Source organism: Sphingopyxis sp., assembly GCF_034380315.1.
Taxonomy (GTDB): domain Bacteria; phylum Pseudomonadota; class Alphaproteobacteria; order Sphingomonadales; family Sphingomonadaceae; genus Sphingopyxis.
On record NZ_JAXMPB010000002.1, the window covers coordinates 20578 to 38345 of the forward strand.

Genomic DNA, 17768 nt, shown 5'->3' on the forward strand with positions numbered 1-17768 from the left:
GCGTGCCGGTCAAGGCGCTCATTTCTGGCCTGCCCCCGATGCGTTTCGTGACTTTTTGTGTCCGCCCTTGTCCGGGAAAGTTGGAACCTTGGCCGATCCATCGATCTGAATCAGAATTGGAAACTGGTGTTTCGGATCGTCGCGATGCAGCAGGATCAACATTCCGTTGACGGAAACGTCAACTGAATGCTTGTCGAACCCGCGGCTCGATCCTAGCGTGGCGGACAGCAAGACTGGTGGAGAGTGCCCATGGCGACCGTTCCGAACGATCAAGCCCTTCCGGTACCGGACGCGGCGTGGCCAAGGATGACGCTGGCCGATGCGACCGCTGCGTTGACCGCGCCGGGGATGCGTTTCGAGATGGAGACGGTCGCGATCGACGGCATTCCGACGCGGACGTGGAAAAATGCGCCGCGCGACCTTGGCGCCTTGCTCGACCTGTCGCGTCTGCACGGCGATCGGCTGTTCACCATATTGGACGATGAGCGGGTGAGTTTCGAGGCGAACTGGCGCGCCGTCGCGGCGCTCGCCCGCGCGTTGCACGACCAGGGGATCAAAAAGGGCGACCGGGTCGCCTTTGCGATGCGCAACCTTCCCGAATGGCCGGTGATATTCCTGGCCATCACGACGATCGGCGGGATCGCGGTGCCGCTGAACGCCTGGTGGACCGGGGCGGAGCTGGGTTATGCGATCCGCGATTCCGGTGCGCGGATGCTGATCGTCGATGGCGAGCGTTACGACCGGGTCCGTGATCTGCTTCCCGACCTTACGGGGGTCGAACGGTTGATCGTCACACGCGCGGCGGCGCCCGTCGATGGTGCGGCGATGCTGGACCAGCTGATCGGCGCGCCGGGCGACTGGGCCGGCTTGCCCGACATGGCGCGCCCGGCGGTTGCCCTCGCCAGCGACGATGCCGCGACGATCTTCTACACCAGCGGGACGACCGGCCATCCCAAGGGGGCGCTGGGGTCGCACCGCAACCTGACGACCAACATATTGTCGAGCGGCTTTTCAGCGGCGCGCAGCTTTCTGCGGCGGGGAGAGGCGATTCCCGATCCTGTCCCCCGCACCGCTCTCACCGTCATTCCGTTGTTTCACGTGACCGCCTGTTCGGCCAGCCTGATGGGAAGCCTCGCCGCCGGGCACACCAGCATCTTCATGCGCAAATGGGACGCGGTGCGGGCGATGGAGATCATCGAACGCGAAAAGGTCCATATGACCGGCGGCGTCCCGACAATCGCCTGGCAGTTGATCGAGCATCCCGACCGCGCGCAATACGATCTCTCGTCGCTGGAGGCGATTGCCTATGGCGGCGCGCCCTCGGCGCCGGAACTAGTGAAACGTATATATCAGGAATTCGGCGCGCTGCCCGGCAATGGGTGGGGCATGACCGAAACCATGGCGACGGTGACGAGTCACTCGTCCGAAGATTATCTGAACCGCCCGACCAGCGCGGGCCCGCCGGTCGCGGTCGCCGATCTCGAAATCCGCGCCGACGACGGCCGCACGGTTTTGCCGGTCGGCACGGTGGGTGAATTGTGGGCGCGCGGCCCCATGATCGTGAAGGGCTATTGGAACAAGCCCGAGGCGACGGCCGAAACCTTTGTCGAAGGCTGGGTTCGAACCGGCGACCTCGCCCGGCTGGACGAGGAAGGCTTCGTCTATATCGTCGACCGGGCCAAGGACATGGTGCTGCGCGGCGGCGAGAATATCTATTCGTCCGAGGTCGAAAACGCCCTTTACGCGCATCCCGCCGTCACCGACTGCGCGGTCATCGGGATCGAGCATCGCACGCTGGGGGAGGAACCCGCCGCCGTCGTTCATCTCGCGCCCGGAAGCCACGCCAGCGAGGCAGAGTTGCAGCAATGGGTGCGCGACCGCCTCGCGGCCTTCAAGGTTCCAGTGGCGATCCGCTTCGCCGCCGACACGCTGCCGCGCAATGCCAATGGCAAGATACTGAAAAAGGACCTGAAAGCGCTGTTCGCCGATCGGGTGGGGCATCGATAGGCGATGACCGACATCGCGTCCCTGCTGCCCGCCCTCATGGCACGCATCGCGGGGCGGGGGACGGAGCCGGGCGCGTGCGCGGAAGGGCTCTCGGCGCTGGAACGCCTGTCGGGCGGCGCCAATATGGAAAGCTGGGCGTTCGACTGGGCTGGCCAGCCCTATGTGCTGCGGCGAGCACCGTCGGCGGACTATATGGCGGGGCGCCCCTTTGGTCATGCCGACGAAGCGGCGCTGGTGATGGCCGCCGCCGCCGCGGGGGTGAAGGCGCCGCAGGTGGTGGGCGTGCTGGAGGAAGCCGACGGGCTGGGCACCGGCTATGTCATGCGGCGCGTTGCGGCAGAGGTCCGCCCGGCGCGCATCGTGGCGGCGCCGCCGCCGTCGCTGCTCGCCGATCTGGCGCGCGAGCTGGCGCACATACATGCGATTCCGCGGTGCGCGATTCCGGCGGCGATCCCGCTGATGGACACCGCGGCGGCGCTCGCCGAACTGAAGGCGCGTTTCCTGTCCTATGGCGGCGGCCGGCCGGTGATCGCGCTGGCGATCCAATGGTGCGAGGAGCATCGCCCCGCCGCGGCCGATCCGGTGCTGGTGCATGGCGATTACCGGATGGGCAATATCATGGTCGATGCGGACGGCCTTGCCGCGGTGCTCGACTGGGAATTGGCGCATCTCGGCGATGCGCATGAGGATCTGGCCTTTGGCTGCATGACCGCCTGGCGTTTCGGCGCGCTCGACCGTCCGGCGTTCGGGATTGGAAGTCTCGACGAGTATTTCGCCGCCTATCAGGCGGCGGGCGGCGCGGTGGTCGATCCCGCCCGCTTCCGTTTCTGGCTGATCTACCGGACGCTCTGGTGGGCGCTTGGCTGCCTCCAGATGGGGCAGGCCTGGCGGAGCGGCGCCGACACGGCGGTCGAGCGGGTCGTGGTCGGGCGGCGGACCGCCGAGCAGGAACTCGACCTGCTCCTGCTCCTCGAAACAGAGGTGCCGGAGGCCGAGCGCGCGCGCCCGCTACCGCCGCCGCCGCCCGAAGCCGCGCTTGCCTATGGCGAACCGACGAACCGCGAGATGGTGCAGGCGGTGCGCGACTGGCTGGGCACGGCGATCAAGCCGGGGGCCGAGGGGCATGGCAAGTTTGAGGTCGCGGTCGCGATGAATGCGCTGGGCATCGTCATCCGCGATCTCGGCGCCGGCGTGCGGGCTGAGGACAAGGCGCTGGCAGAAGCGGCGCTGGCCGGCGAAGTCCGCCTGGGCGATCCCGGCGTGCTCGCGCGGCTGCGCCGTGCGGTGCTCGACAAATGCGCGGTCGACAGCCCCAAATATACCGCGCTGGCCGCCGCCCGCGCGGCGTGGGGCGTCTAGAAAAAGGGAGGGACAAGATGGATTTTGCGCTGCCCGCCGCGTTGCAGGCCTATCTCGATGAGCTTGACGCCTTCATTGCGGCGGAGATCAAGCCGCTCGAGGACGCCGACGACAATATCCGCTTCTTCGACCATCGCCGCGAACATGCGCGCACCGACTGGAACAATCAGGGGCTGCCCCGCCGCGATTGGGAACAGTTGCTGCGCGAGGCGACGCGGCGCGCCGATGCGGCGGGGCACTGGCGTTTTTCGGCGCCGAAGAAATATGGCGGCCAGGATGGCAGCAACCTCTGGATGGCGGTGATCCGCGAACATTTTGCGGCCAAGGGACTGGGGCTGCACAATGATCTGCAGAATGAACACAGCATCGTCGGCAATTTCCCCTTTGTCGAAATGTTCGAACAGTTCGGGACCAGCGAGGCGCAGAAACAGGAGTTCATCCTCGGCGGCTTTGAAGGCCGCCGCCGCACCGCCTTCGGCCTGACCGAACCCGACCATGGCAGCGACGCGACCCATATGGAAACGCGCGCGGCGCGTGAGGCGCGCGACGGCATCGACGGATGGCGCATCAATGGCGCCAAGATGTGGACGACGGGGATGCATGTTGCGACACACTGCGCGACCTTTTGCCGCACCGCTGGCGCGGATGGAGAGGCGAAGGGGATCACCTGCCTGCTGGTTCCCAATCCGTCGCCCGGCCTGGTGATTGAGGAGTATCTGTGGACCTTCAACATGCCGACCGATCATCCGCGGGTCAGCTTTACCGACGTGTGGGTCCCCGACAGCGCTCGCCTCGGCCCCGAAGGGGGCGGCCTGTCGATCGCGCAAAGCTTTGTCCACCAGAACCGCATCCGCCAGGCGGCGTCCTCGCTGGGCGCGGCGGTTTATTGCATCGAGGAAAGCGTCCGCTATGCCCGGACCCGCAAACCCTTTGGCGCGGCGCTCGCCCGGAATCAGGCGATCCAGTTCCCGCTCGTCGAACTCGCGACCCAGGCCGAAATGCTGCGCCTTCTGATCCGCAAGACCGCCTGGGACATGGACAATATGCCGCACCGCGAGGTCGAGCATCGCCTGTCGGATAAGGTCAGCATGTGCAATTATTGGGCGAACCGCCTGTGCTGCGAGGCGGCCGACCGCGCGATGCAGGTGCATGGCGGCATCGGCTATTCGCGCCACAAGCCCTTTGAACATATTTATCGCCACCACCGCCGCTATCGCATCACCGAAGGCGCCGAGGAAATTCAGATGCGCAAGGTCGCGGCCTATCTGTTCGGCTATCTGGGGCCGCGGCGGGAGACGCTGGGGCAGGGCTGAATCCCGCCTCGCGCGCGGCGCGACCGCAGATTGCAACCCTGGCGTTGCAAAATGGGAAGCGTCACGTCGCAAAATGCAAAAACCGGCGCCTCTTTCACGCCTCTTTGGTGCCATTTTCGAAGCATCGCCGCAAAGCGGACCCTTGGCACGCCCCTTGCTTCGTGACCGGCAGCAAAGGACCGTGCCATGAAGGGTGTGATTTTCAGCGAACTCGTCCGATGGGTGGAGGAGGCGTTCTCCCCCGCCGTCGCCGACGCGATGATCGTCGGGGCCGCCGTCGCCAGCGACGGGGTCTATACCAATGTCGGCAGCTATCCGCATGAGGAGGCGCTGGCGCTGATCGGCGCCCTGTCCGAACTCACGCAAAAACCGGTGCCCGACCTTGCGCACAGCTATGGCTATTGGCTGTCGGCCCGCTTCGTCGCGCTTTATCCCGAAATGTTCGATGGCTACACCGATGCGATTTCCTTTCTGCGCGACGTCGATGCCAACCACCACCGCGAGGTGAAAAAACTCTATCCCGACGCCCGCACCCCCAGTGTCGTCGCCGTCGTCGACGGGCAGGAACTGGTCGTCAGCTATGCCTCGCATCGTCCGTTCGCCGATGTCGCCCATGGCCTGATCCGCGGCTATATCCATCATTTCGATGCCGCGCTGGAAGTCGTGCGCGACGAAACGGCCCAGGGGCCCCATGCCGCGCGCTTCGTCCTGCGGCCGCTGCCGGCGGACGGCTGACGAGCGCCATGGAAAAGCCTGGCGCGTCTGGCACGAAAGGGGGCCCCCGCAGCGTCGAGCCCACGACTCCCGCGGCGCGGCTCGCGCTTCTCGAACGCCGCCTCGCCCGGTCGGAAGCTGCCCGCGCCGCGGCCGAAAATCTGCTCGAACAGAAGAGCCGCATTCTCGCCGCCGCCAATGCCGAACTGGAAGCCCGCAAGCAGGATCTCAGTGCCAGTCTCGAACGCCGGACACGCCAGCTTCTCGACGCCCAGCGCGTTGCCGGCTTCGGCACGATGATCTGGGACATTCGCGGCCATCGCATGGAATTGTCGCCCAATCTTCGCCTGCTGTGCGGGCTCGATGCCGATCGCGACATCCACAGTTTTCGTCCCCTCGTGCGGCGCGTCGTCGCGGCCGACCGCTCCAAATTGCTGCGCTGGATCCGTGACCGGTTGTTTGCCAGCCTGTCGTGCCGGACCTGCGCCGCCGATCAGCGCGTGGATGCGTGTCAAAGCCCCGATCTGCGGATCAAGATTCGCTGCCGCAGCGGCGATGGCGGGCCGGACATCGTGTGGTTGAGCGTGATGGCGCAGCTTGAATATGACGCACGTTGCCGCGCCTCGCTGCTGTTCGTCACGGTCCAGGACGTGACGCGGCAAATGGCCGCGCGCGCCGATGCCGAAGCATCGCAGCGCCGCGAACAGCGCCGATTGAAGGAACTGGAACAGCTCAACGCCCAATTGTCGGTCGCGCGGGAAAATGCCGAGAGCGCCAATGCCGCCAAATCGCGCTTTCTGGCGATGATGAGCCACGATATCCGCACGCCGCTCAACGGCATCATCGGCCTTCTCGATTTGCTCGAAGAGGATGGGCTGCGTCCCGGCCAGCGCCGGGCGCTCGATCTGGTGCGTTCCAGCGGCGAACAGCTGCGCGTCCTGCTCAACGACATCATCGACCTGGCACGGGCGGAGGCGGGGCGGCTGAAACTCGATCCCGCCCCTTGCCAGCCCGCCGTCGTGCTCGAGGAACGCGGCAGCTTCTGGCGCCATCTCGCCGATCAAAAGGATCTCGAACTGCGTGTCGAATTGTCGCCCCGCATTCCCGGCTGGATCGCGATCGACGCCGTACGCTTGCGCCAGCTTGTCGATAATCTGCTCAGCAATGCGGTGAAATATACCCGCGCCGGTTCGATTCTCTTTGCGGTCGATTATATCGACAATGCGCGGTTGCGCGTCGAGGTGAGCGATACCGGAATCGGCATTCCGGAAGGGCGCATGGCTGAATTGTTCGAAGATTTCGGCCAACTCCATCTGCATGGCGCCGAACCGGGCGGGGCCGGGCTCGGCCTCGCCATCTGCCGCCGCATCATCGACGTGATGGGCGGACGGATCGGGGTTACGCCGGTCGCGCGGGGGGCGGCCTTCTGGTTCGAAATTCCCTGTACGCCGATTTCCGGTCCGCCGCGCGTTGTCGGTCCTGCGACGGTCACGCTCGCGGGGCGCGACGGACGGCCGCTGCGCGTCCTGGTTGCAGAGGATCTGGCGACCAACCGGATCGTCGTTCAGGGCCATTTGCGGCGCCTTGGCTGCGATGTGACGCTGGTGCCTGATGGGCTTCAGGCGGTACAGGCGGTCGCAAAGGGCGGTTTCGATCTCGTCCTGATGGACATGGCGATGCCGGTCATGGACGGTACAGAGGCAACCCGCTGTATCCGCGCATTGTCGGGCGGCTCCGCCCGCGTCCCGATTATCGCGCTGACCGCCTTCGCCCGGGCAGAGGAACTGGCGCCAATCTTCGCCGCGGGGGCCAATGGCCATGCGGCCAAGCCGATCGTCGCCGATGAACTGCGCGCGGTCATGGCCGAAGTCCTCGACGCATCGCGCTGATGCCCTGATCCCCTGATCCCGCTCCTTCCATCGCACCGAAAACCGATCGCTCGGAAAATTTCGGCTGCTTGCATTTGGGCGGGGACTGGGTTTCTATCCCCGACATGGACTTGATCGACGAAGCGCTGGTGCGCGAACAGTTCGACGCGCTCGATCCCGCCACGACGGCGGAACTCCGCGATGCGATTGCCGCGGACCTGCGGTTGTGGGCCGGGCGCCTGTGCGCGGCGTGGGCGGCGGCGGATGCTGAAGGAATCAGCCGGGCGCGCCATGCGCTCAAGGGATTGTGCGGAAATTTCGGTGCCACGGGTATCGACGCGCTGGCCGCTGGAACGCTTGAAACCGAGCCGGAACGGGTCCGGCTCGGTCAGGGGGTAGAGGAAACGATCGCTGCGATCGAACGGATCGCCGGCCCTGCTCGATAGACGCCGTCAATAGGCGCCCCGCGCGGTCAGCACCGCCGGGATAGTGCGAAAGATCAGCGCCAGATCCTGAAGGAAGGACCGTCCGCGCAGATAGGCGATGTCGAGCAGGGCCTGCTGTTCAAAGGGGATGTCGGCGCGGCCGCTGACCTGCCAGGTGCAGGTAAGGCCAGGCAGGCCCGCCAGCCGCTCGCGCTGTTCGGGGGCATAGCGCAGTACTTCGCCGGGCAGCGCAGGGCGCGGGCCGACGACCGACATGTCGCCCGCCGCGATGTTGAACAATTGCGGCAGTTCGTCGAGCGACAGGCGGCGCAGCAGTGCGCCGACGCGGGTAATGCGCGGATCGCGCTTCATCTTGAAACAGGTGCCGTCGCGTTCGGACTGGGCACGGATCGCGGCAAGCCGCGCCTCGGCGTCGATGACCATCGACCGGAATTTCCACATCCGGAACGGACGGCCGCGCGCGCCGATCCGCGTCTGGCGGAAAAAGACCGGGCCGCCATCCTCCAGCTTGATCGCTGCCGCGACCGCCAGGAACAGCGGCAGGGCGATCAACAGCGCGGCGATGCTTGCGGCGGCGTCGAACAATCGCTTTCCACCGGCGGACAAACGCTGCGCCATCGCGCGCGTTTTCCACGCTTCGCCGACGGCGCCGAGCAGGAACAGCGGATTGCCGAGCAGATAGCGGCCCGCCATGCGCCGGGGTTCTTGCAACAGCCGCCAGGCCCATTCGCATCCGATCGCGCGCAGCGCGGCGGGGGCACGCGGGATCGCGCCCGAATAATAATCGAACAGGCCGCCGACTCCCATGACGATCGGCGCGGCAAGGCAGGGCCGGACGCGGTCGATCCATTTTTCCTGCAACGGCACGCCAAGGCCGACCATCACGATGGTCGCGCCCGATGCGTTGATCTCGTCGATCAGCATTTCCTCCTCATCGGCGCGCCAGAAACCGTGATAGGTGCCCGCGATGTGCAGGCCGGGCTGGCGCGTGCGCATCGTCTGCGCGGCGCGCGCGGCGATGCCGGGACGTCCGCCCAGCAGGAAAATCGACTGGCCGCGCTGCGCCGCGTTGCGGCAGATGTCGGGGAACAGGTCGGTGCCGTTCAGATTGTCGCCCAGCGGCACGCCCGCCAGCCGCGCGGCGATCGCGATGCCGCTGCCGTCGGGCAGCAACAGGTCGCTGCGCGCCAGCGTGCGCCGATAGGCGGCGTCGCGCCGCGCCCTATTCACGCAATGGGCGTTGACGAACTGGATCGTCGCGCGCTCGCCCGCGGCGGCCATGGCAACGATTTCTTCGGCCGCATGGGCGCGGGTCGCGCACACCAGATCGAGCCCGAACAGCCGGCTCGTCGGTGCCGTCGCCAGCGTATCGCGCCGCGCCGACCAGCTCCGCGTCCAGGTCGAAACCGAGGTGGGATCGATAAGGGTGTCGATGGCAAATCGTTTGAGCATGATAGATCTCCTTACAATGATCTTCACTCGGCAAACGCCGTGCCAATCCAGAAAATGGCTTTAATTCAGTGCATTGCATTGAAAGTGCGCGCGCGGCGGCCTTGCGAAAGGCAAAGGAAAGGCGGTTAATTTTGCAATATGAATTGCAAAAGGCGACGCCCCCGCGCGCGGCTCGCTATCGGGCCGCCGCATCGTCAATCATCGCCGCGCGGGAGCGGGACGCTGGGGCAGGGTGAGCCCCCGTTTGGCATCCACCGGACGCCGCACCACCCGACAGCTTCTGTCACCAGCCCGGCCGCCGCGCCCCTGTCGCGGAGCCCCTGTCGCGGAGCCCCTGTCGCGGAGCCCCTGTCGCGGAGCCCATGCGCCGCGGCCCGGGTTTCGCAGCATGAAACGCGCGCCGGTCATTTTTCGCATTTTGCATCGCATTTCGCGAAACAGCGCCCTGGACGGCGGCGCAACATCGCGAAAAATCGGCAAAAATGCGTGTTCCTCCGGCTTGGCACGCTTTTTGGAACGGGAAGGGCATGACCCGACTGTCCTCGCCTTTCCTGTCCATCGCGGCGCGCCTCCCGGCTCGCGGGCGGGCGTTCCCTCTGGGGCCGCTCGCTCGCGGGTTCGGCGCCATGGGAAGCGCAGAGATGGTGAGCCGCCTCGTCCGCCTGGCGACGACCGTGGTCATCGCGCGCCAGCTCGCCCCCGAAATTGTCGGACAGGCCGCGCTGGCGCTGACCCTGTTCGAACTGGTCCGCGTGCTCGAACGCACCGGAACGGGCCAGGAGATCATCCGCGCCGCACCCGAAGATCTGGCGCGTACCTGCAACGGCGTGCGGCAATTCTATGTCGCGTGGAGCGGCGCGCTGATGCTGCTCCAGCTTCTGGTCGCTGCCGCGCTGGGCGCACTATTTGGCCATCGCACCGCGGCGCTGATGCTCGCGGCGCTGGCCTTCGTCTGGCCGTTCATGGCGATGGGTCATGTCTCCTATTTCCTGATCCTGCGCGACCGCCGCGCCGGGCGCGTCGCATCGATCAACGCGAGCCAGGTGATCGCCGATCAGTTGCTGACCGCCGCGCTGCTGCTCGCCTGGCCCAGCCCCTGGTCGATCGTGCTCCCCAAATTGCTGACCGCGCCGCTGTGGCTCGCCATGGCCCGCCGCGCCGCGCCGTGGCGCTTTGATCCCGCCGCGGGCTGCCTGCCGTTCGCGGCGATCCTGCGCAACGCCTCCCGCTATCTGCTGGCCGACGGGTTCGCCGCGGTCCGCACCTATGGCGACAATCTGATCGTTGCGGCGACGATGGGCACGACGGCGCTGGGCACTTATTATTTCGCCTTCAACGCCGGCCTCGGCATCGTCACCTCGCTGGTCGGTGCCTATTGCACCATCGCCTTCCCGACGCTTTGCGCCGCATCGGAAGGGGACGAGCGCCGCGCCGCCATGCGCCGCATCGGGGCTGGCGCGGCGCTGGTCTTTGTACCGTTGGTCGGTGCCCAGGCCCTGCTTGCCCCCCTCTATGTGCCGCTCGTCTTTGGCGCGCATTGGGCATTTGCCGCGCCGCTGATCGCCACCCTCTGCCTCGCCGGGCTGCCGCTCGCCGCATCGATGCTTACCGCCACCTGGCTGCGCGCCCATGGCCGGGTCGGGACCGATGCGATTGCCAGCATGGGGGCCTGCGCCGCCGCGCTTGGCGGCCTCGCCATCGGTGCGAGCTTCGGCTCGTTGCAGGCGGCGGTCGTCGGGCTGGTCGCGGGCCAGGCCCTCGCATCGGCTTTCTATGCGGGCCGCATCCTCTGGCCCGTCCTGTTCACGCGCGAAAATCCAACCCTGCTGAAGGAGCAAATCGCATGACCAAGCCCCACGTAACGGTCGTGATGCCCGTCTTCAACGCCGCGGCCACGCTCGATGCCACCATCGCCTCGATCCTTGCGCAAAGCGCGGCCGATTTCGAACTGATCGCGATCGACGACGGATCGACCGACGACAGCCTGTCGCGGCTGCTCGCCCATGCGGCGGCCGACGATCGCATCCATGTCATCACCCACGGCAATTCGGGGGTGTCGGCGGCGCGCAATCTGGGCGCCGATCTTGGCAAGGCGCCGCTGATCGCCTTCATCGACGCCGACGATATCTGGGATCGCGACAAGCTGGCGCGCCACATCGCCTTTCACAAGAGCGACCCGGCCGCGGCGGGAAGCTATGCGCGCATCGCCTTCCTGCCCGAAGAGGCGCGGTCGCTGACCGAAGCGAAGACGGTGTCGCGCCTCTGCCGCCGCACGCCGCAATTGCAGGATGTGCTGGGCGAAAACCCGATCTGCACCGCGTCCAATCTGGTGCTGCGCCGCGACTGGTTTCTTTTCGGCGGCGGTTTCGACGCGCATCTTTCCTATGCGGAGGATCAGGAACTGGTCGCGCATCTGATCGCGCGCGGCGCCCGGATCGAGGGGATCGACGCGATCCTCACCGGCTATCGCTTCAGCCGGAACGGCCTGTCGATGAACCTGCGGCGCATGTACGCGGGCTGGCGCAAGGTCGCCCGGCGTCATCTGGCGGCCGACGAGTTGCCGGAGATGGAGGCGCTCTATTGCCGCTATCTCGCCCGGCGCGCCCTGCGCGGCGGTGGCCGCCCGGCAGAGGCGCTGCTCTATGTCTTCGCGGGGCTGCGGCTCGATGCGCTCAGTTTCATGCGCGAGGGGCGCCGCGGCCTGTCCACCCTCATCGCGGCGCTCGCCGCACCGCTGATCCCGGCGCCGCTGCGCCTTCGCCTTTTCGCCTGACTCACCGGCCCGAACGACAAGGGAGTGAAAACCATGCAACCGACCGTTTCCGTGATCATGCCCGTCTATAATGTCGAGGCCTATGTGGCCGAGGCGATCGACTCCGTCCTTGCGCAAAGCTTCGCTTATTTCGAACTGCTGATCGTCGATGACGGCGGGTCGGACCGCAGCATCGATATCTGCCGCTCCTACACCGACTCGCGCATCCGGATCATCAGCCAGCCGAACCGCGGCCTTGCCGGGGCGCGCAACACCGGGATCAACGAGGCGCGCGGGCGCTACATCGCGCTGCTCGATTCCGACGACCGCTGGCTTCCCGAAAAACTGGCGCTGCACGTCATCCATCTCGACAACAACCCCGACGTCGGGGTCAGCTTTTCGGCGTCGCGCTTTATCGACCAGGACGGCAAGCCGCTGCGGCTGAAACAGCGGCCAAAGCTCGACGGCATCACCCCCGGCGATATTTTTCGCCGCAATCCGGTGGGCAATGGATCGGCGCCGGTGCTGCGGCGCAGCGCGCTCGAAACCGTGGCCTTCCGTCACCCGACAGAGGCGATGCGCACCTGCTACTTCGATGAATCGCTCCGCCAATCGGAAGATATTGAATTGTGGCTGCGCCTCGCGCTGGTCGGTGATGTCCGCTTTGCTGGCATTGCACCCGCGCTCACCGAATATCGTGTCGGCGGCGGCGGCCTGTCGGCCCAGATCGTCCGCCAGTTCGATTCCTGGCTGGGCGTCGTCCAGCGGCTCGATGCCTATGCCCCCGATTTCGCGGAGGAGCATTTCGACCGCGCCCGCGCCTATCAACTGCGCTACCTCGCGCGCCGCGCGGTTCAGCTCGGCGACGCCGGCATGGCCATGACGCTGCTGCGCGAAAGCCTGGCGTCCAGCAAGCGCCCGCTGGTTGAAGAACCCTTGAAATCGCTGGCAACGGCTGCGGCGGCCATCGCCGCCCGGCTCCTTGGCCCCGCGCGTTTCGCTCGCCTGTCGGGCGCGGCGGCGGGGGGGAGGCTGGTGGCATGACCCGGCCCCGGCTCGTCAATCTGCTCGACGACTTCGCCCTCGGCGGCGTGTCGCGCGGGCTCGGCATCTTCGACTCGGCGGCGGTGCGTGCGGTGGTTCATCCTTCGGTCGTCGCCATCCGGCCCGATGCGATCGTCGCGCCGCGGCTCGACGCCGACATCATCGTCACCCATTTTCCGCCCAGCTGGAGGCGGCTGGCCTTCCTCGTCAGCCTCGGTTTGCGCAACCCCCAGGCGCGCATCATCCATGTCGAACACAGCTATACCCGCGCGTGGGAAGCGGCAAAGGTTCCCGCACGGCGACGCTTCCGCCTGATGCTGGGGCTGTCGTGCCGCATGGTCGATCAAATCGTCTGCGTGTCGCAGGCACAGGCCCGTTGGCTTGAACAGGCGGCAAGGCTCGATCCGCGCCGGATAGAGGTGATTTATCCGTTCGCCGAGAATCGCGGGATCGACGATCTCGCGCTGCCCGATTTCCAGCGCGCGGCCCCGCTTCGCGTCGGCGCCTATGGCCGGTTCCACGAAGCAAAGGGGTTCGATCGCCTTATCCGGGCGTGGCGTGACGGTGCGATGCCGGGCACCGAACTGCTGATCGGTGGCTTCGGGCCGCAGGAAAGCGAATTGCGCGCACTCGCCGCGTCGGTGCCCGGTATCCGCTTTGTCGGACGCATCGACGACGTTCCCGCATTTCTTGCCCAATGCGACATTGTCGCGGTCCCGTCGCGGTGGGAGGCGTTCGGCCAGGTCGCGACCGAGGCGCGGCAGGCGGGACGCCCCATATTGGTCGCGCCGGTCGATGGTCTGCCCGAACAGGTCGGTTCCGCCGGCATGGTGGTCGATTTCGCATCGCTGGGCGCCGTGGAACGCGCCTTTGCGTCGCTCGACCCGCTGCGTCTTGCCGTCATGGCGCGCGAAGCGCGGCGGGCCACCGCCGTTGCGGGACCGATCCGTCAACGCGAATGGGCGCGCTTGCTGTCGCGCTTGACCGCGCCCTGTCGCCGCGCGGCGGCCCGCGCCGTCGCGGCAACACCCCAACTCACCCATCGCTGATTGCCAACCAGGGGAATGACATCATGTCCATGCACTTCAAGATACCGTCCGCCACACCCGGCCCGGCCCGCAAGCGCGTTCGCAAGGCGGTTTTTCCTGTTGCCGGTCTCGGCACCCGCTTTCTGCCCGCGACCAAGGCGGTGCCAAAGGAAATGCTGCCGATCATCGACCGACCGCTGATCCAATATGCGGTGGACGAGGCGCGCGAGGCAGGGATCGAAGAACTGATCTTCATCACCGGTCGCGGCAAGACTGCGATCGTCGAACATTTCGACACGGCATTCGAGTTGGAAGCGACGATGAAGGATCGCGCAAAGGCGCTCGAAATCCTCGAACCGACGCGGATCCAGCCCGGCAATCTGCTCACCGTGCGCCAACAGGTGCCACTGGGGCTGGGACATGCGATCTGGTGCGCGCGGGCGGTTGTCGGCGACGAACCCTTTGCCGTCCTGCTGCCCGACGAGCTGATGATCGGGGCGCCCGGCTGCCTCCGCCAGATGGTCGATGCCTATGACATGCTGGGCGGAAATCTCGTCTCGGTCCTCGAAGTGCCGGAGGAAGAGGTGTCGAGCTATGGCGTCATAGCGCCGGGCTGGCGCGACGGGGCGCTGACCGAGGTGAAGGGTCTGGTCGAAAAGCCGCGGCGTGAGGATGCGCCGTCGAACCTGATCATCTCCGGGCGCTACATCCTGCAACCCGAAGTGATGCGGACGCTCGAAACCCAGGAAAAGGGCGCGGGCGGAGAGATACAATTGACCGACGCGATGGCGCGCATGGTCGGCGACCAGCCCTTTCATGCCGTCACCTTCGCCGGGCGCCGTTTCGATTGCGGCAGCAAGGCCGGCTTCGTCGAAGCGACCTTGACGCTCGCGCTCGAACGCGCGGACCTTGCCGCCGACGTGCGCGCGATCATGCAGAAACTTTTGGATCGGCCGGGCGCGGACTCCGTCCCCGCGACTGGCCTGGGCGCGGTGCTCGCAAGCGCCGCGTGAGGGGGGCTGCCGGTGTGCCCGTGGTTGGGGGCACACCGGCAGTTTCCGCCCCATCGCGGGTCCGGCCCGCTGATGGACCGTTTGACGGGTTTGTGTGGGGGAGGGAATGGCCGCTCGTTGATTACGGGCGGTCATTTCTTTGCGCAAAAGCCGCGGGCTTCAGCGCCATTCCGACGACCAACAGCGCGGGCCAGCCGATATAGGTCAGGACTTCCAGATTTTCGCCGAAACTGTACAGCCAATAGGTCAGCGCCATCGCCAGGCCAAGGCGGCCGATCGCGCTGCGGGTCGCGGCGATCAGGCAGGCGATCAGCATCCAGACCATCGGAACCGCCAGCGCGATGACGCCCAGCAGGCCTTTGACGAACAACAGGCCGTACCAGCTGTGATGGCTCCCGATCGGCATATATTCGACCAGGTGCGGGCCGCGTTCCACGATGCCGTGTCCGAACCAATAGGCTTCGTTCTGCCATCGCTCGACCGCGATCCGGCCCAGCGCCGCGCGGACCCGCGAGGAATCGGCGCGTGCTCCGGCGAAATCGCTCGTCAGCCGCTCGATCAGCGCGCCGATCTGCGGCGCGAACCAGCCTGCGACCAGCACCGCCGGAACGGCGGCGAACCAGGTCGCGGGGCGCTTGATCCGGCCAGCGGCGATGACCAGCGGGATGGTGATCGCCAGCGCCACCAGCGCCAGCCGCGACTGTGACAACAGCGCGACCGACAGCGCCGCGGCATAGCCGGTCCAGCGCCATCCGGCATGGCGCTCCTCGCGCGCGATCAGGAAATGGATCACCGCCACCATTCCGGCTGCGGGCGACCATGGCGCGAAAAACTGCCAGCGCGCTGTCCCTGCGCCGGGCTCGATCGTATAAAGCGTCACCGTGAAATATTCGTCGCCCGATCCGCCCAGAACGTGCAGCGGCGATACCCACAGATGCTGCGGCAGGTGGAGCAGGGGGGCGACCAGGAACAGCGGCAGCAGGAACAATGTCTGGCGGCCAAGGCGGCATATCGCGCGGGCCAGCACCTCCAGCCGGATCGGCAGGGCAAATCCGGCGAGCGGGAACAGCGCGAGCAGCGCCCAGCCCTTGGCCCAGCCGACCGCCGACTTCAGCGTCTGTGCCGCGCCAAGGCCGAAATTGATGTGGCCGATCAACAGGATCGGCAGCATCGCCGCCATGCCGATCAGCCAGGCCCAGATCGCGAGGGAGGGCGGGGCGGGGCGTTCCCCGGGCGGCAGAATGGGGCTCAGATAATAGGATCGGGCGACCATGAAGGCGAGGGTCCAGCCGAGCAGCGGCCCGGCGATATACAGCCCCCCGACCAGCCACAGCAGCCAGGTCGCGCCGATCGCTCCGGCGATCAGCCTTTCGGCAGCAGTTTGTCGAGGATCGGCTGCCGCAGCCATAGCAGTCCAAAGGCCAATAGGGTAAGGATGGATGCGGCGATCGCGCCCAGGATCGCGATCGTCAGCGACGGGCTCGACGGCGCCTTGGGCAGCGACGGCGCGGCCAGCGTCTGGACCAGCGGATAGGATGCGAACGGGTCCTGCTTGTTGGTGTCGACCCGCGCCAGCGCCGATGAAAAGACCGCCTCGGCGACGCGGTGGTCGCGCTGCAGGTCGGCCAGCTCCGACGCCTCCTCGATCAGACGCGGCGACTGCGCCTGTGCGCGGGCCAGGTCGCCGCGGATTTCGGCGAGCGCGCGGTCGGTTCCGGCGGCCTCGGCGTCCTGGACCGACATCGCCTGCATCAGGTTCGACCGCCCGTCGGCCAGCTGGATATCGACGCGCGACAGGATCGCCTTTTCGCCAAGGCCGGTCAGCTCGCGCCCACGCCGGACCAGCGCCGCGCGCAGTTCGGTCCGTTCGGCCTCGGCCTGCGCCATCGTCGCATGTTGCGGCCCCAGCGTTCCCGCCAGCTCGCTCGCCTGCGCGTTGCTCGCCGCATATCGCTCGGCAAGCTGCTGAAAGACCGGATCGCCGCGCAGCCGCATCGCGATATCGGCGCCCCCCGGTGAACTGTGCAGGCTGGCTGCCAGCCGCCCCGCGCTTCCCGCCGCCTGGCGCCGTTGCAGGCGCAGTTCGCGTTCCTTGTCCTTCAGCGTGTCGACCGCCGCGATACGGTTGTTGAACTGGTCGAGCGTCGCCAGCCCGTGGCTTGCCTGGAAAGCGATCAGCCGCCGCTGCGCCGCGCGCACCTTGTCCGACAATTGCTGCAGATGGCGCAGGTCCGACCGTTCGCGCATGTCCGCCTCGTCGGCGCGCAGCGTGTCGAGCTGGCGCAGAAAGGCGGTTCGCACCGCCTCGGCGCGCCGTTTCGCCTGGCCCGCATCGCCGGCGGAGATGGTGACGCGGATCAGGTTCGTCTGGTCGACCAGCTTGACCGCCGGACTGGGAAAGCGGTCGCCATCCTCGCGCGCGATCGCCGCGGCGGCGCGCAGCGTGACGTCGGCGGTCAGCAGCTGCTTGTAATTTTCGGTGGGGCTGAGCGTCGGGCTGGAAAAGGCCGAGCTCGCCGACGATTGCGCCTGGCCGATCGATTCGACGTTCAGCGTGCTGCCGACCCCCGATCCGGGTAGGATCAGCGCGAACTCGCTGCTATAGCTTTTGGGCACGAGCAACAGATAGGCGGCGGTCGACAGCCAGATCGCGCCCAGCACCGGCGCGATGCTGACGGCATAGCGTTTGTACCGCCCGACCGGGGGCATCCCGCGCCGCACGACGCCCCAGAAGCGGACGAGGCGCCGCTCGGCGACGATGTCGCGCATCGC

14 protein-coding genes are annotated in these 17768 nt (G+C 66.9%); 11 read left to right on the forward strand and 3 right to left on the reverse strand.

Annotated elements, in window-relative coordinates; translation table 11 throughout:
- The first annotated feature begins 249 nt into the window (after positions 1-249).
- The 6 genes from U0S50_RS03160 (at position 250) to U0S50_RS03185 (ending at position 7707) form a co-directional block, all read left to right on the forward strand.
- Positions 250-2007: a class I adenylate-forming enzyme family protein gene (locus U0S50_RS03160; protein WP_322307318.1), complete on the forward strand. Its 1758-nt coding sequence runs from the start codon at positions 250-252 to the stop codon at positions 2005-2007.
- Between the two features lie 3 nt (positions 2008-2010).
- Positions 2011-3366 (forward strand): phosphotransferase, encoded by a 1356-nt coding sequence (locus tag U0S50_RS03165; protein WP_322307319.1) that lies wholly within the window; start codon positions 2011-2013, stop codon positions 3364-3366.
- A 17-nt stretch (positions 3367-3383) separates the two neighbouring features.
- Entirely contained in the window at positions 3384-4679 is a 1296-nt protein-coding gene (locus tag U0S50_RS03170) for an acyl-CoA dehydrogenase (protein ID WP_322307320.1), read from the forward strand.
- A 186-nt stretch (positions 4680-4865) separates the two neighbouring features.
- On the forward strand, positions 4866-5414 hold the full coding sequence (locus tag U0S50_RS03175; RefSeq protein ID WP_322307321.1) for a heme NO-binding domain-containing protein: 549 nt from the start codon (positions 4866-4868) through the stop codon (positions 5412-5414).
- Between the two features lie 8 nt (positions 5415-5422).
- Complete coding sequence (locus U0S50_RS03180) at positions 5423-7282, forward strand: ATP-binding protein (RefSeq protein WP_322307322.1); 1860 nt, start codon at positions 5423-5425, stop codon at positions 7280-7282.
- Positions 7283-7386: 104 nt separating this feature from the next.
- Complete coding sequence (locus tag U0S50_RS03185; protein WP_322307323.1) at positions 7387-7707, forward strand: Hpt domain-containing protein; 321 nt, start codon at positions 7387-7389, stop codon at positions 7705-7707.
- 6 nt (positions 7708-7713) lie between these two features.
- Here U0S50_RS03185 and U0S50_RS03190 read toward each other — a convergent pair whose 3' ends face one another.
- Positions 7714-9159, reverse strand: coding sequence for a WecB/TagA/CpsF family glycosyltransferase (locus tag U0S50_RS03190; protein WP_322307324.1), 1446 nt, complete (start codon positions 9157-9159; stop codon positions 7714-7716).
- Between the two features lie 527 nt (positions 9160-9686).
- Here U0S50_RS03190 and U0S50_RS03195 point away from each other — a divergent pair.
- From U0S50_RS03195 to galU, 5 genes are read left to right on the forward strand one after another with little or no spacing between them, the layout of a single operon-like run.
- Positions 9687-11006, forward strand: coding sequence for an oligosaccharide flippase family protein (locus tag U0S50_RS03195; RefSeq protein ID WP_322307325.1), 1320 nt, complete (start codon positions 9687-9689; stop codon positions 11004-11006).
- A complete protein-coding gene (locus tag U0S50_RS03200; RefSeq protein ID WP_322307326.1) occupies positions 11003-11932 on the forward strand; it encodes a glycosyltransferase family A protein in 930 nt (309 codons plus the stop codon). Before U0S50_RS03195 ends, U0S50_RS03200 begins: the two co-directional genes overlap by 4 nt.
- A 33-nt stretch (positions 11933-11965) precedes the next feature.
- The gene (locus tag U0S50_RS03205; RefSeq protein ID WP_322307327.1) at positions 11966-12955 is read left to right on the forward strand and encodes a glycosyltransferase family 2 protein; all 990 of its coding nucleotides are present in this window, start codon (positions 11966-11968) and stop codon (positions 12953-12955) included.
- The gene (locus U0S50_RS03210; RefSeq protein WP_322307328.1) at positions 12952-14004 is read left to right on the forward strand and encodes a glycosyltransferase family 4 protein; all 1053 of its coding nucleotides are present in this window, start codon (positions 12952-12954) and stop codon (positions 14002-14004) included. The genes U0S50_RS03205 and U0S50_RS03210 overlap by 4 nt, the downstream gene beginning before the upstream one ends.
- Positions 14005-14027: 23 nt before the next feature.
- Positions 14028-14996 carry a UTP--glucose-1-phosphate uridylyltransferase GalU gene (gene galU / locus U0S50_RS03215; RefSeq protein WP_322307329.1) on the forward strand — a complete coding sequence of 323 codons (969 nt, stop codon included), beginning with the start codon at positions 14028-14030 and terminating at the stop codon, positions 14994-14996.
- 121 nt (positions 14997-15117) lie between these two features.
- On the opposite strand, the gene U0S50_RS03220 is transcribed toward galU, so the two are convergent.
- Complete coding sequence (locus tag U0S50_RS03220) at positions 15118-16404, reverse strand: O-antigen ligase domain-containing protein (RefSeq protein ID WP_322307330.1); 1287 nt, start codon at positions 16402-16404, stop codon at positions 15118-15120.
- Positions 16359-17765 carry a hypothetical protein gene (locus U0S50_RS03225; RefSeq protein WP_322307832.1) on the reverse strand — a complete coding sequence of 469 codons (1407 nt, stop codon included), beginning with the start codon at positions 17763-17765 and terminating at the stop codon, positions 16359-16361. Before U0S50_RS03225 ends, U0S50_RS03220 begins: the two co-directional genes overlap by 46 nt.
- Between the last annotated feature and the right edge of the window lie 3 nt (positions 17766-17768).